The organism is uncultured Gimesia sp., assembly GCF_937919775.1.
Lineage (GTDB): Bacteria > Planctomycetota > Planctomycetia > Planctomycetales > Planctomycetaceae > Gimesia.
This window is the reverse complement of record NZ_CALFPF010000797.1, coordinates 23908-38586: the sequence shown is the minus strand read 5'-3', so window position 1 is coordinate 38586 and position 14679 is coordinate 23908. Positions and strand designations below refer to the sequence as shown.

The 14679-nt window shown below is 51.8% G+C and carries 12 protein-coding genes; 9 read left to right on the top strand and 3 right to left on the bottom strand.

All coding sequences use genetic code 11. The features are described 5' to 3' along the window. The 8 genes from Q0294_RS22750 to Q0294_RS22715 form a co-directional block, all read left to right on the top strand. On the top strand, window positions 1–920 hold a 920-nt coding region (locus Q0294_RS22750; RefSeq protein WP_299470048.1), incomplete at its 5' end, for a right-handed parallel beta-helix repeat-containing protein. Between the two features lie 53 nt (window positions 921–973). Further along, window positions 974–1447: a hypothetical protein gene (locus tag Q0294_RS22745; RefSeq protein WP_299470046.1), complete on the top strand. Its 474-nt coding sequence runs from the start codon at window positions 974–976 to the stop codon at window positions 1445–1447. A 144-nt stretch (window positions 1448–1591) separates the two neighbouring features. Next, window positions 1592–1978: a hypothetical protein gene (locus Q0294_RS22740; protein ID WP_299470044.1), complete on the top strand. Its 387-nt coding sequence runs from the start codon at window positions 1592–1594 to the stop codon at window positions 1976–1978. A 176-nt stretch (window positions 1979–2154) separates the two neighbouring features. Further along, complete coding sequence (locus Q0294_RS22735) at window positions 2155–3849, top strand: hypothetical protein (RefSeq protein ID WP_299470042.1); 1695 nt, start codon at window positions 2155–2157, stop codon at window positions 3847–3849. A gap of 280 nt (window positions 3850–4129) precedes the next feature. Then, on the top strand, window positions 4130–4822 hold the full coding sequence (locus tag Q0294_RS22730; protein WP_299470040.1) for a hypothetical protein: 693 nt from the start codon (window positions 4130–4132) through the stop codon (window positions 4820–4822). Then, window positions 4812–5921 (top strand): DUF1559 domain-containing protein, encoded by a 1110-nt coding sequence (locus Q0294_RS22725; RefSeq protein WP_299470038.1) that lies wholly within the window; start codon window positions 4812–4814, stop codon window positions 5919–5921. The genes Q0294_RS22730 and Q0294_RS22725 overlap by 11 nt, the downstream gene beginning before the upstream one ends. Window positions 5922–5948: 27 nt before the next feature. Then, the gene (locus Q0294_RS22720) at window positions 5949–7037 is read left to right on the top strand and encodes a DUF1559 domain-containing protein (protein WP_299470036.1); all 1089 of its coding nucleotides are present in this window, start codon (window positions 5949–5951) and stop codon (window positions 7035–7037) included. A gap of 24 nt (window positions 7038–7061) precedes the next feature. Further along, on the top strand, window positions 7062–7211 hold the full coding sequence (locus Q0294_RS22715) for a hypothetical protein (protein WP_299470034.1): 150 nt from the start codon (window positions 7062–7064) through the stop codon (window positions 7209–7211). Between the two features lie 31 nt (window positions 7212–7242). On the opposite strand, the gene Q0294_RS22710 is transcribed toward Q0294_RS22715, so the two are convergent. After that, the gene (locus tag Q0294_RS22710; RefSeq protein ID WP_299470032.1) at window positions 7243–7680 is read right to left on the bottom strand and encodes an SRPBCC family protein; all 438 of its coding nucleotides are present in this window, start codon (window positions 7678–7680) and stop codon (window positions 7243–7245) included. Between the two features lie 223 nt (window positions 7681–7903). On the opposite strand from Q0294_RS22710, the gene Q0294_RS22705 reads away from it, so the two are divergent. Further along, entirely contained in the window at window positions 7904–8677 is a 774-nt protein-coding gene (locus tag Q0294_RS22705) for an SDR family oxidoreductase (protein WP_299470030.1), read from the top strand. A gap of 54 nt (window positions 8678–8731) precedes the next feature. Here the strand turns inward: Q0294_RS22705 and Q0294_RS22700 are convergent, their stop codons facing one another. Continuing rightward, a complete protein-coding gene (locus Q0294_RS22700) occupies window positions 8732–11362 on the bottom strand; it encodes a hypothetical protein (protein ID WP_299470028.1) in 2631 nt (876 codons plus the stop codon). Window positions 11363–11512: 150 nt separating this feature from the next. Continuing rightward, window positions 11513–14476, bottom strand: a complete 2964-nt coding sequence (locus Q0294_RS22695) for a serine/threonine-protein kinase (protein WP_299470026.1) — start codon at window positions 14474–14476, stop codon at window positions 11513–11515. Window positions 14477–14679 lie beyond the last annotated feature (203 nt).

Sequence of the window (14679 nt, the reverse complement as noted above, 5' to 3'; positions counted from 1 at the left end):
TGAACTGCAAAAACGCGACAATTCGCAATTGCACGATTACGAATTACATGCGGATTGCTGTCGACGACCGCACCGCTTCGCCCGACTGGGGTTACGCCTTCCATTGCATTGACGGCACCGGCATTGTCGTCAACGCCAGCACCGGTACGCTGATTCAGGGCAACCGCATCACCGAAAACGAATTGCTGCCCACATCCGAAGTGCAGAAGAAATATCAGCTCGGTCAATTCGTCAAAAAGAACGACACCAAAGGTGCATTGACCAGCAACGAGACCTGGGAACAGGAATCCGTCAAGAACTGGCATCAGGGGTCGGCGATTATTGTGACCTCTCCCAGTGTCAGCGACCGGACACAGATTCTGGGCAATACCATCGAAAACGGCGCGCAAGGCATCGATCTGCATGCCGACCATGTGATCGTGGCGCAGAACATCGTCTCCAATTGTTTCGTCGGCATGAAAGCCATGCATGGTTCGCGGCATATTTCCATTATCGGTAACCAGTTCATCAAAAACGATCTCTGGAGTATCGGCCTGATGCCCGGCGCCGCTTCGTATGCGGCACAAGCAGCCGACAAAGACCAGCCGGCAAAAAACGATAACAGCGACGGCGGCTCGATCATCGCCAATAACATTATCTCGGAATTCGGTTATGGCAACGCGCATTGGATCTGGGGCGATCACGGCAACCCGATTCTATTCGACTCCGGGCAAAAACCAGAGAACACGCCGCTCACCGACGTGATTCTTCAAGGCAACATCGTCCAGAACTCGGGACGTTTTCAAGCCGCAAAAGAGAGCCAGCAACCACGCTACGTCTACGCCGTCCGCGTCGATCGCAAAGCCACCAACGTCCATTTTTCGAATAATATTCTCGACCCGGGCCGCGAAGGCGTGAGCAACGTCGAACTTAAAAAATAAAACAGTCGCAGGGAGAAACGGTTCTTTTATCTTGTTTGAGTCTCAATCCGCCCATGAATCACACATCCGATAACACTGCCAAAGTGAGCAGACCGTATCTGAAAGCCATGATAATCGGGCTGGTCTGCCTGATCGCGATCGGACTCATCGTGGTGCTGGGCTTCAGGCTGTTCGTCACAGAAACCAGCCTGACCATCATCAATAGTTCTTCGCAGGAGATGCAACACGGTGTTTTGTTAGATCAAGAAGGTCATGAACTGTTCCGTGCGGAATCGATGGTTCCCAACGAACGCCTTTCCAGAACCCTGTATAATTTAAAACCCTCTGGCAGTATAACGTTTCAGGCGACTCTGGCTGATGGTACAACACGCAAAGGAGTGTTTTCATTCGATGAAGACCGCAAGGCTTCAGAGATTCATTTGCCGTTACTTTCGTACGAAATTACCGATCAGACTCTCATCATCAAGTCAGAGGTCGGGGAACGGCTTACCATAAAGCAAAGGATACGCCTGCGGGCTTTCTGGTAAGAGTTCAAAACTTACCTTCCGCCACACATCCGCGATGTCGTTCCGAAAAAAAAATCGGAAACGGCGTGATATTTTCTGATTCTGGCCGCCTCTCAGGTATGCAGTCCGTTTTTTATAGCACCCAGAAAACAGAAAGTCAGACCCATGAGCCCCACATCGCCTGCTTCTAGCAAATCGAGCAAGAAAACCCTGATTCTCCCTTTGCTCATCATCAGCATCGGCAGCGGCTGGCTGTTGACGACATTAGAAGTAATGCCCGGCCTTAACTGGATCTGGGTACTCGGTCTGGCGATCATCGGTCTGTTGGCGTTTGCCGTCAGCGGCATTGATAAATCCACGGTCGTGATGGGCCCCTTTTTTCTGATCGCCAGTTGTCTGTCTGTCCTGCGTCAGACAGGGCAACTCTCCTTCGACGTCGAAGTGCCGATTCTGGTGATCGTAATCGGCGTTTTACTGCTCATCGCCCGCAGCAAATCGATCCCGCTCCCCGAATGGATGGTGCTGGAACCTGAAAACAAAACCGCAGGGTGAGTTCAGTGATTCTCAAACACGCGGCATCGAAAGCATAGTCAGAGCACGAGTTAAATCAATTACGTCCTAATTTGGTTTGGATTACCTTTTTCTGTTCCAAATCGCTCTCTCGAGTTTGCTATAATCCGTTACCCCATCATCAGCGATTATGACATAATTCAGGGAGGACGATGTCCATGACAGGCAGCCAGCTACCACGATTCATGATCCAGGCTCTCTTTTTCGTCGCCGTGTGTTTTATCAGGCAGACGCACGGAGAAGTCAGTCGCGGCGATAACCATTTCGTGATCGATGGCGTGAAGATTCCCGTCGGCAGTGAAACCGAAGTCATTGGCCCGATCAGATCTTCCGGCCACAAACTTCATATGAGTTCAGGTTATGCCGCTTTACAAGGAATTTGGATTAATGGCAGGGCTAATCAGGACAAAATCTATTTTCATCTCTGCCGCGCCGAACCAGGTGGCTGGCCCACCTACAAAGACTTTAAAGCCCTCCAACGTGGCGTCTTTTACAAAATTCGTGGACAGATCATAGAAGGACGCGTCTACTGTGAGCATAAGGCAATCACCCTGGTCGTAAAACACATTGAAGCCGTGCCACCGCGAGAGATCGAATTCTCAGATCTGATTGATCGCGAAACAACTTTTGAAGGCGTCGCAACTCCTGGGGGGATCATTAAAACCAAAGAGGGTGAGGCACAGATTGATAATATGACCGAATGGCCGGAATCCGTTGCGGGCAAACAAATCTTTGTGCGCGGTACAGTACGAAAGAGTCAAGAAGGCTTCCGCATCGATGCGATAAACTGGCATCCTACCGACCTCTATGAACTAGTCGGCCAGAATGTTTCGCTGGAAGGAACTCTGTCGAATGATTCAAGTCCCGGATTTTTTGAGTACCGAAAGAAATATCTGTATTTGACATCTCCTGACGGCTCTCACACGAAGTATGATAAATATTTTAGCGACAGACTAGTGTGTGTGAGCGGCAAATTGGTGTTGGAGGATCGCCCTGAATTGAAATGGAATGGTCCGAAAGAAGAAAATCCGATTACCCCCTGGTTTGTCATTCGAGAGGCAAAGGTTACATTTCTAGAAAAAGATTATGGTGAGTATGAAGGCGGCGGACCAATTTATGCCACATTACATCGTGTCAGCGAAGGAGTCCCTGAACTACTAGCGGAATGCGCTCACAGGGGGAATGGACAATTTAATCCAGCGGCCGCGGTATTTTATGTTAGGCGAAACGAGGATGTCATTAATCAGATTCTTACGGAAACTACAACTGAAACGCGAGATGTTTTGGCACGTCGGATGAACGAAGAGAAAGTATCACGTATAGTACGGCTGATCTATGCAGCGATGTTAGCACATCTCAATGACAAACGAGGCAGGACTTTCCTGATTGAGAGCCTCAAAGATCATGATACGGACAATTTACCCAATGCCTTGTATTGCCTGGGAGAGTTTCCTTCACTCGGTTCAAAGCAGACTCAGAGCAAAACCGAAATTCGTTGGGCTGAAGAACCGATGATTGCGCTGATGCAAAATCGTGAGCGATTTGATGTGACGAATTTTTACGGGTTCGGCGGGAGCAAAGAGTTCTCTACAACAATTGCTGACGCGACCGTGGTATACTCCGATGTAACAGAATTGATGTTAAAGGTGAATTCCCCAGCAGCCCAGAGAGCAATCATTGATTATTTGGTCTCGAACCGTACTTCTTTTAGTATTGGTACAACAGGAGGGCTCAGCAAATTAGCCCTCTATGAACGTCTGCAACGAACAGATCCACCGATCCCTGCTGAAGATCTAAAAAAAATGCAGCAGTTTCAGGCAGAACTTGACGCCCTCAGGAATCGAAATCAATAGCCCTGATCGCAATTCTTGCGATCTCTACATGCTGCTGTCTTTGAACCAACTCTTGCTGGTCGTGAGGGTCGCGGATGCTTCACATTATTTTGCGGCTACTTAACTCAAAAAATAACACAAATTAGTCTGCCTCAGGTTTCTTGATTTCCGATAACAGATCTCTCCTCATTTTTGACGGAACGAAATCACCTGGCGTGAAAAAAATGGCTCGCGTATCGCATAGACTTTTGTATGATGGAGATAAGGCCTTACTGTTTTCACTTCTGCGGAGTAGATCGCCATGACGGTTCGAATCGGTTTGATATTCGGCTTTCTTTTCTGCGCGATGTCCCAGACCGCCCAGGCGGGGATGCCTTCCGTCAGTCTGACCGAAATTGCCAGCCTGCGTCTGCAGTCGATTTCATTTTTTCTGCTGGTGCTGCTGGTCAGTGCCTGGATCTTTAAACGACTCTGGAATGTCCTCGCGCGTGATTTTCCGAAGCTGCCCGAACTTTCCTACAAAGCCGCATTGGCGGGAACCGTACTCTGGGGGCTGATGTTTCTGTTTGTGCTCACGATGATCTCCGGGGCGCGGGAACTGCTCACACCCGGTGCGTGGGAGAAAAACGGCCGTACTTATCAACTGGCTGATTCCGCGACGGAACAGACGGAAACGCCGGAGGCATTACTGGAAGCACGGCGAAAGCTGCTCGGCGAATTACGTTCGGCTCTGTTCATGCACGTCGCCACGCACCAGGGAAAATTCCCCGAGAAAGCAGACGATGCGACCTTCGCGGAAGAGTTCTGGTTTCAGCCCGGCGATCTGCAGGTGAAGTACGGTTATGTGACCGGCGACAAGAAAACCGAGCCCGCCGAACCGCTCGCCTTCGAGCAAGCCGTTTATGGGGATGATCAACAACTGGTGCTGTTCACCGACGGAGCGATCAAGGTGCTGCCGCTTAAAGCAGCACAGGAGGTGCTCAATGGAAAGTGACCCGGTTGAGCCGCCGAAAAAGAACAGGCGTACTATCGTGGCGTGCTTTGTGGGCATCGCAACATTGTTCGTAGTCGTCATTGCTCTCGCAGTCTTCCTGGCCTGCGCCGGGGCCGTTTTTCCCCTTCAAATCCTGTTTTATACTTTCCTGGGCTGGCTCCCATTTTTAAACCGTGTCATCCCACAGATGACCGTGTCGGTCTCCGGTCTGGTGACGACCTTCTTGCTGGTCGTGATCATGGCGGTGGTGATGCAACTGCTGGGCGGTTATGCCCTCCGGCGTCTGCAAACACAAAACACAATCGCCGTTCCGAAACAGTGGCGCGTGCGCTGGACGTTTGCCTTGATCGCGTTAGTGGTACTCTCCTTCACCGGCGGTTTTGCCGTTGTGGGGGTAGCTCACCAGACAGTCTGGTTAGCGACAGTGAATGAATCTCTGACCCATCAGGGTGTTAGCGAGGCCGCCAGACGTAGTCAGTCCAGGAATAATCTCAAACAAATCGGTCTGGCGTTGCATAATTATCATGATACGTTTGAGCAATTCCCCAGTGGCGGCTCCTTCAGTCAGGCGGGGCTGCCGCAGCATAGCTGGATCACGCGTATCATACCTTTTCTGGATCAGGCGTCCCTGTATAATCAAATCGATTTCCACCAGCCGTGGACTGCAGAAGCGAATCGCAAAATTTTTGAAACAAGGCTATACGCATTGCAAATTCCCGGAATGGGTTACGCTTTTGATAATGGAAAAAGCAGGGAAGAAAACGCGAAAGGCTATCAGCCCGCCCATTACGCCGCCAACAGTCGGGTGTTGAATGTGAATTCGGGGATGAAGTTTAAGGAGATCACCGATGGAACCTCCCACACGATTTTGGCCGGCGAAATCAAATCCAACATCAAGGCCTGGGGCGATCCCATAAACTTTCGCGACCCGACGCTGGGCATCAATCAGAGCCCGCACGGTTTTGGCAGCCCCTTTGCAGGCGGGGCACACGTTTTATTCTGTGATGGCCGCGTCCATTTTGTTACCGACAAGGTCGATCCGCAATTGCTGAAGACTCTCAGTACTCCTGCTGGGGGCGAACCGGTTGGCGATTTTTAAGAAGCGATGAACAGATCAGGTTGAACGATGACGACAGAACCCAGCACTCCCGCTGAACCGGCTACCTCGCATAGAACCATCAAGGTGGTATCGATCATCGTATTGTGTTTCTTCGCTTTTTGTCTGGGGATTGAATTTCCCTTTGTTGTGGCATTCCAAATGGTTGCAGGCTGGATCTGGTATCTGGGCCGCACGATACCCAGCCTCACCATTTCCGTGGAGCGCACCCTCTGGTTCTTTGGTGCGTTGATCCTGTTTGCCGTGGGCATTCACTTCGCGTGTCGAACAGTTTATCATCGAAATGCAATAGAGCCTGCGACGCTGCAGACCGCATCCCGCTGGAACAAGCGCTGGACGGTCTCTCTGGTCACGATGTTTCTGATGCTGGTGATGATCGGAATCTGCGTGGTCAGCATCACGCATCAGGCCTGGTGGATAACAACATCTGATGCACTGGTTATTTCTGGGTCACGTGAAGCTGCCAGGCGCAGTACGTCCAAACATAATCTCAAAATGATCGGTCTGGCGCTGGAGCAATATCATGACGACTTTCACCAGCTCCCCATTGGTGGCACGTTCAGCAGCACAGGCCAGCCGCACCATAGCTGGGTTTCACAACTGCTGCCCTATCTTGATGAAAAAGACTTATTTCAACAGATCGACTTCCATCAGCCCTGGACCGCGGAAGCAAACCGTAAGCCGTTTCAAACCAGAATCAACGCGATTCAGAATCCCGGGATGAAATCGGAATATGACGATGGGAAGAGCAGCCAGGCAGCGTTTCAGGGATATCAACCTGCCCATTACGCCGCCAACAGCCGTGTACTCAACGTGAATTCGGTTATGAATTTCAAACAGATCACCGATGGCACTTCCAATACACTACTGGCTGGCGAAATCAAATCTAGTATCAAACCCTGGGGCGATCCCACAAACTTTCGCGACCCGGCGTTGGGCATCAACCACAGCCCGCACGGTTTTGAGAGCCCGTTCATCGGCGGAGTAATCTTTTTGCTCGGCGACGGCAGCGTCCGTTTTATTTCCGAAGACATCGACCCGGAGGTACTCAAAGCCCTCAGCACTCCCAACGGGGGAGAACCGGTCGGGGAATATTAAGCTCGTGCAAAATCAGGCATTCTTGTGAATCTCAAACACGCCATTGGTATCGATGCCGATGCTGCCCGAGGCGGCTGGCTGACCTGCCTGGATATCAAGGGAGAAGTCGCCCATCAAACCAACGAAGCAGGCGAATATTGGATGCGAAAGATGATCTCGCTACTAGAAAAATGAAATCACAGGAATAGTTCTTGAGGTGGCTCATTCAGTCTGCTGGCGGAAACGTTTTCAGTCGATCGAGCCGATATTGAAAAATGCGTTCGACATCCTTCTGTACGAAAAACCGGTTGATCAGGGCGCCACCAAAGACCGCATACTCCACTTTATCTCGTACCAGCGTCCCGTTGTCCTGTTCCAGAAACGTGTGTTCGTGCCGCCACATTCGATACGGGCCTTTCAGTTGAAGATCCACAAACCGGACCGGCGGTTCCCAGTCGGTGATTTTGGTTTTCCATTTCATGGGAAAGCCGTGCAGCTTGAGCCGATAGTCGATGAAAGCCCCTTCGTAAATGGGAACGGGTTTGGGAGTCACAATCTGAAAATGCAACCAGGGGGGAGTCAGCGATTCCAGGTTCTCAGGTCGCGCAAAAAAATCAAAGACATCCGTAATGGAATGCGGAATCAGAATTTCAGACTCTAACACATAAATTCCCTGCGGCGTTCTGCTGATGTTGACCATAGAGTGTGACTCGAAAATGTCATGCGCCAAATTTGAAAAGCGGTGGTTGAAATGTCGGGCCTGATGACTAAGAAGAAAGAAAGCGACTGCGGATCAACCGATTCCGTATTGCATGATTATTGTCTCCAAAAACGCAAAAGGAATGGCTGTTTTTGTAGATTCTGAAAAATGAGCAGGAAATGAACCGATGAGTACAGCCGCTGCTGAGCAGAAGTCACAAAAGTTCGTCATTCTGGGGGCGACGGGGGCCATCGGTTCCGAATTAAGCCGTCGCCTGGTTCAAGCGGGCCATGAAGTCTTTCTCGGCGGCCGACAGAAGCGGCAGCTGCAACTGCTCGCCGAGGAATTATCTGCGCCGTCTCTGACAGTCGAGGGAACCGATCCCACATCGATCGAGCAGTGTATTCAGAGTGCCTGCGAAAAATTGGGACACGTGGATGGCGTGGTGAACTGCATCGGGTCGGTGCTCCTCAAGCCGGCACATCTGACATCCGATCACGAATGGTCCGAGGTGCTCGCCGTGAATTTAACTTCTGCATTTGCGACGGTGCGAAGTGCGGCGAAAGTGATGGGCAGGCAGGGGGGAACCATCGTGCTGATTTCTTCCGCCGCGGCGCGGATCGGGCTTGCCAATCACGAAGCGATTGCCGCCGCCAAGGCGGGTGTGATCGGTCTGACCCTTTCGGCTGCCGCGACTTATGCGAATCGGGGAATCCGCGTCAACGCCGTCGCGCCAGGACTGATCAAATCGAACATGACACAAAGTCTGTGGGAAACACCGGCTGCGGAATCGGCTTCGTTAGAGATGCACGCACTGAATCGAATCGGTACTCCCGCGGATGTCGCTTCGATGATTGACTGGTTATTGCAGGCAGAGAATAACTGGATCACAGGCCAGGTGCTGGGCATCGACGGCGGTTTAGCAACCATCGTTCCCCGCACCCGACAGAAGCGGCGATGAATTGAAAGGGGCCTGTAATCCTTGCTAATTGAAACGCCTGATCCAGCTTCCTTGTTACTTCTTGATCCGGGTTTCCACTTCCCGGTAGCGGGTCTGCAGATCATCGTTGCCTAGTTCGGGGTAGAGTAGTTTTGTTACGCCGAGCAGTTTTTTGGCTTCGGCTTCGTCGCCGGAATCGAGTGCGGTCTGGATGATGTGCAGTCGTGCCTCCAGCCAGGGAACGGTGCCCGGTTTTTCGGCTGCTTCGAGTTGTCGCCACTTTTGTGTTGCCTGTCGCAGGCAGGCTTTGGTGCCGCAACGTTCCAGCAGCAGTGCCACCTGTTTAACGAGCGAGGTGTCGTTCGGAGACTGTTTTAACAGACCCTGATAGAATTCGAGCGCTCTGATCGGCTGGTCGACCGCCAGATAGGCTTCTGCCAGACAGAGGTCCAGCCGCTGGATCTGTTGCGGGTTCAATTCGTCGCGGCGGGCTGCCAGCTTCTCGGCCGACTTGAGCTGCAGCATTCCCAGTTCCCGGCGGACTTCCGGCGTAAGTTCCAGGTTAATCCGGGAAACGCCATTCAACACGGAGAGCAGTTCATCGGTGCCCGCGGTTTCCAGATTTTCCACCAGCGACTGAGCGGCAGACGGTTTACCCTGTCCAGCGAGCGCGATAATCTGTAATCGCAGCGCCTGGTTGGAAATCTCATTCCAGTCTTGAATGTCTTTTGCCGTCTGAGAAACGCTGCTTTCTGAACGTTCGTTGTTTCTTTTTATTTGCGCCACGATGCTGGTTGCCGTGTGAGCGATCAGTTCCAGCAGCCGATTCGCTTTCGCGTACAAAGGGGGGCTGTCATTCAAATAGATGCGTGTCAGCCGCAACGCGATTTCCGCCTGAGAGAGCAGAATTTCCTGTTTCGTCTGATCGGGAAAACCGGCCAGATATTTCTCCAGCACATCAATGGCTTCCTGCCGCCAGGCTTTGGTTGGCTGATTCAGCGCCACCAGTCGCAGCAGAATATTTTCATAACAGCGGGCAATGCCCAGATGCGCGTCGGCTGCTTTGGGGTGGTTGTCCGGAATTTCCGAATACAGGATGAGTGCTTTTGAGTATTGCAGCCGCGATTCTTCCAGCCGCGCCAACATCCAGCCAGCTTCATGATAACTGCTGCCGCCGGGAAAACGTTTTCGCAGATCTTCCAGCGCCGTAGTGTAGGCGAGCCTGCGCGACTTCGTACGGCTTTGCGTATAGAGTTGCCCCAGACACCATGCGGCGAGCAGGCTGGCGTCGTCGGCTTTGGGATTCGCATCATAGCGCAGGGCCAGCGATTGAAACCGGGCCGCCGCCTGTTTGTACTCTTTGGCCTTTAACTGCAGCGAGGCACTGGTAAAACCGAGATCGAATGCCAGATCGATTTTTCCCTGCTCGGCGGCCTGTGTTGCGGTTTGCTCGTAGGCGGCGATGGCCTGCTCGATTTTTCCCTGGGAATACAATAACTGTGCCTGTTTCAGGCTTTGAGAAAGATCACTGCCATACTGGTCTACCTGATGTTGCTGGTTGACCAGCATGCGGGTGCGCTGCGCCCAGTAGCCGGGCTGTGACAGGCCCAGGTGTTGCGTGCGCGTTTCGATTTGCTCCCAGATTTCTTCCGCGAGGGCTTCCTGCTTTTTGTCCAGCGCCACTTTTCTGAGTCTGATCAGGGCATCGACTTCCAGGTAGCCGAGTTCACTGGAGTAACTGCCGTGTTTCTGTCGGAAGTTGATGATTTGCGTCGCCGCCAGTTGTACTTTGTTTTCCGCCAGCAGCACCCACATTGATTCCACGAAGATTGGCTCATTGAGGTAAGCCGGCGGGTCCTCTTTGACGAGTGCCTGAATCGCACGTGAGGCGGCAGCGAAATCTCCGTCAATGCGATCAGCGTGAATCAGCGCCAGTTTGCTGAGCCAGGTCACCTGCAGCGTGGAGGCCCGCCGGGACAGTGGCTCGAGCCATTCTCTGGCGGTTTTGAGAGCCGCCTGTTTTTGGGCAAGTTGATCGCCGTACAAATCGGCGAGTTTCATAGAGGTCTGCCCGATCAGCAATTGAAAATCCAGCAACGTGTCTCGAATGACGGCCGTTTTGAGTACGGTAAAGTTCGAATGCGTGCCGTATTTTTTTAAGAGCTGATTCAACTGGTTCTCCGCCTTGACCAACTCAGAGGCGGCCTGCGTCAGGTTTGCAATCGCCGACTTTCTGAGCGTTTCATTATGGGGGACTGCTTTCGATTGCCAGTAGAAGATATCTGCTTTGCGGGCGGCGATGCGGGCACGTTCGGCCTCGAAGACCGGCGCATCGGCCCAGTTCGGATAATCCTTTAAAACCTGAGCGAGCGTATTTTCGGCGCGGCTCCAGAGTTCGGTTTGTTCATCGCCTTCTGCGACCATTGCGTGTGCGGACAGGGTGCGCGCCAGTTCCAGCGTATAACGGGCACGATCCGCGTCGGAAAGCCGGGGCTGCGCCAGCTGATTCAGACAATATCCTTCGGCGATCCCGAACAGATGTCTTTGTCGCAAACCGTCAAAATAGGAAGCCGCAGGGTCGTCTGCCGCACAAAAATTGACGGAAACAAACATCGCAACGAGGAAACAGGAAATCCCTCGCCGGGGAGACCGCTGACGCGGGATCGACTGGGCTGATGTTTCAGGTTGTTTTGATCGACAATGCATGAGACAAATCGAGCAGGCAGAGTTAGACAGGGACCACGGCAGTCCTGTTTCAGTTCAAGCGGACGGACAGGTGTCATCATACACATTACAGGCCCTTTCTCACAGGCCTGATATTCCAGAGTCTGCTGGAAGTCGAAACGGAGAACTCGCTTATTCCGTTCTGGGTGCTTTGATGGCGCGTGGCAGTTCCGGTAGTACCAGCAGGTCGGCACCGGCGTTGGTACGATCAATGGCGGTGATGGTCGGGCTGCCGTCAGTGGGTTGATTGAACTGCAACTGAGCGGCCTGTATTTCAGAGCAGGGGGTGGTGATCAGTTTCTGACGCTCCACCATCCAGGGAATTTCCATTTGATAACTGTTCACTTCGGAAGAAAGTCCCCAGATATCCTTCCAGTCGAGTGCGTCGAGTGAAAGTGTTCCCGTTGTTCCCTGTTGAGACTGAATCGTCCAGAATGTTTCAAAACGATCGTAATAATTGTTGGAGCCGCGCCAGGTTAAAAGTTTCTGACGAAAATCATTTTCGTTGGTGTTTCCTTTCATCAGCACAAAGGGTGCATTGCTTCGCGAAAAGAAAACATTGTTACGTGCAGAAACATGGAGTGGAATCAATTCCCGGGGAATGGAGCCACTGTCCATCACAGCCAGCCCTTTCCCCAGTACAAACGTGGAATGATTCAAAATCAGTTCCAGATGGTCGCCTTCGGTTGGTTTGTTGTTGCAGCCAATGAGTTCCATCATGGATTGCGCGATCATCAATGTGGAATTGGTAATTTCCAGACGCGTGGGAGCCGTTTCTCGAATTGAAAACGCGTAGCCGTCGCAGCGGAGAATCGAATTCATCACTTCGATGAACGTGGATTCTTTCACCGGTCGTTTGCCCATCATGGAATCATCATTCAATCCCTGATTGATGGGTTCGTTCATTTCAAAGAGCGCGACCTGCTGACGTGTGGTGTTGGAACAGGTCACGGTCACCTGATGCAAGCGGATATCGTGCGCATTTTTCAAAGAGAAGATCGCCCAGGAATCGGAATTCAGATCTTTCACATCGACTATAATACCCAGCTCAAACAGTTCCAGAGAGCCGTTGGCCACCTGAATCATGTGAGTCTGAAAACCTTCCGCCGGCTCTTCCACAGATTCGAACAGCAAAACCGGTTTACGGTCTTTCGCTGCCCGAATTCGCACACGTTTGTTATTGATGTGAATCGGCGCTTCTTTGCGAATACCGGTAAAACCAAGTTCAATGATGCTTCCGTCGTCGGCGGCAGCACATGCCGCATCCAGCGTTTTGAAATCCTGTCCCGGAGTACCATCCGGATTGATAATGGTAATTGCGGGGATCTCGATTTTTCGAAATTCGTTATCGCTTTTTTTCGGGAATGGTTCCGGCTCGATCTCGGTACGACCGTCAGGTACCGGCGCTGGCGCCAGGGGGACCATCGTCTTTTTCTGGTCATTACTGTTTGATAAGGCAACTTCCGTTTCGGGACCGTTATCCAGGAGCACTTTATTTTTGGGCGGATTCCCGGCTTCGAGTAATGTGCTGATCGAATTCTTGGAAGAAGAGAGGAGCGGCATGTCGAAAATTTCATTCAGACCTTTTCCTTCCTCATCCAGATTCATTTTTGCCAGATGCGCGTCTTCGGATTTTTCTGTACCCGAAGCGGTTTTGCCTGCATCGGGGGCAGGAACGGCCGTGATTTCTTTTGCAGGACCGGAGGGATCAACAGAAGCGATCGTCTCGGCGCCTGTGATCGGCTTTGAATTGCTGATGTCTGTTTCCGGCAGAGAGGCACTGGTTTCAGGATTGATCTGTCTGGTGTCGATGGCCTGCTGACCGGAGACGGTATCCTTCCTGGCATTGGTGTTTTGCACCACATTGGATGGATCGAACGCCGGATAACGATCCAGCAGCACGACCACGATTAATAAAACCGCTGCAGTGGCAATCCAGCCGACATGTTTTTCAAGAAATCCGAGTCGTGAACTGGTAGGCGATGTCCAGACCAGTCCTTCCGGGTTGACTCCGCGCAGATCAAGCTGGCTGGCGACCTGCATTAAATGAAACATGAGTTCTTCGGGAGTCTGGTAACGTTCTTCCGGATCACTGGCCATCATTTTCTGAACGATCAGTGAAAGTTCATGAGGCAGTTGTTTATTGATGACGGCCGGATCGGGAACATTTTTCCCGCTGTGGTCCAGCAGCTTTTGCAGCACGGTTCCTTCGCCGTAGGGAGGTTCGCCGGTCAGCATGTGGTACAGGGTGCAACCGAGCGAATAGATATCGCTGCGGACATCCACATTGCGCGGGTCTTTCGCCTGTTCGGGAGAAATGTAGTCGAATGTTCCTAAAGTGGTACCGGCACTGGTGAGGTCTGCGGACGCGTTGTCACTTTCTTTGCGTGCGAGTCCCAAGTCAACCAGCTTCGCTCTGCCGCCGGGGGTAATAATGATATTGGAAGGTTTGATATCCCGGTGAACCACACCTGCTTTGTTGATATGTTTGAGGGCAGAAGAAATCTGCAACGCATAATTCACCGCTTCCGCAGCCGGCAGGATGCCCCGCGACTGGATGATCTCTCTGACATTCGTACCTTTGACATATTCGAAGGCAATGAAGTTCAAGCCCTGATCTTCGCCGATGTAGAATACACGCGAGATATTTTCATGATCCAGACGTGCTGCTGATTTGGCTTCGTTTTGAAAACGTTTGACCGATCCCGGATCGCGCGATTGTCCCGGGCTGAGTACCTTCAACGCGACAACCCGGTCCAGACGGGTATCAATGGCGCGAAAGACAGCGCCCATCCCTCCCCGACCGATGCGCTCACGAATGATGAAATGCTCCAGCTCCATGCCTGAGGGATTGGGAATCTCCGTCTGCGCATCGGGATCATCAATAGTGGGTGGAAACAGACGATTCCAGACAGAAGACCGGGCAGCCTGATTCTGCGAGCCGCTGCTGTCGCGACCAAAGTCAGCAACGGGAATTGCTTCGAGCGGACTGATAATCGTTTCCGGCCCGTCTGCTTCTGGAATCGGCCGCGCAAAAAATTCAGGCAGCGGTGCCTGATTTGTCGTTGAACGGTCAGATTTTGGCTCGGAACTCATAATGCAAAGTTCACTTTAAAATAGCTTTGATTCCACGTTTGAAATGATATCGAACGTCTATTTGTGCTGGCAACAGCTTAATCCAAATTCACTTCGATTGTACGAAATAAAAACCGGATACTTTCGTACAATAGACGTCTTTCGAAATGACTTGTTGAGTACCGTATGAAAATCAAGAGCCCTAAGCCTATATTTTATAGTAG

Excerpts from the sequence above, each read along its gene's own strand:
- Q0294_RS22740 (WP_299470044.1), top strand. The coding sequence starts at position 1,592 with ATGAGCCCCACATCGCCTGCTTCTAGCAAATCGAGCAAGAAAACCCTG.
- Q0294_RS22705 (WP_299470030.1), top strand. The coding sequence starts at position 7,904 with ATGAGTACAGCCGCTGCTGAGCAGAAGTCACAAAAGTTCGTCATTCTG.
- Q0294_RS22735 (WP_299470042.1), top strand. The coding sequence starts at position 2,155 with ATGACAGGCAGCCAGCTACCACGATTCATGATCCAGGCTCTCTTTTTC.
- Q0294_RS22730 (WP_299470040.1), top strand. The coding sequence starts at position 4,130 with ATGACGGTTCGAATCGGTTTGATATTCGGCTTTCTTTTCTGCGCGATG.
- Q0294_RS22725 (WP_299470038.1), top strand. The coding sequence starts at position 4,812 with ATGGAAAGTGACCCGGTTGAGCCGCCGAAAAAGAACAGGCGTACTATC.
- Q0294_RS22700 (WP_299470028.1), bottom strand. The coding sequence starts at position 11,362 with ATGCATTGTCGATCAAAACAACCTGAAACATCAGCCCAGTCGATCCCG.
- Q0294_RS22720 (WP_299470036.1), top strand. The coding sequence starts at position 5,949 with ATGACGACAGAACCCAGCACTCCCGCTGAACCGGCTACCTCGCATAGA.
- Q0294_RS22695 (WP_299470026.1), bottom strand. The coding sequence starts at position 14,476 with ATGAGTTCCGAGCCAAAATCTGACCGTTCAACGACAAATCAGGCACCG.
- Q0294_RS22745 (WP_299470046.1), top strand. The coding sequence starts at position 974 with ATGAATCACACATCCGATAACACTGCCAAAGTGAGCAGACCGTATCTG.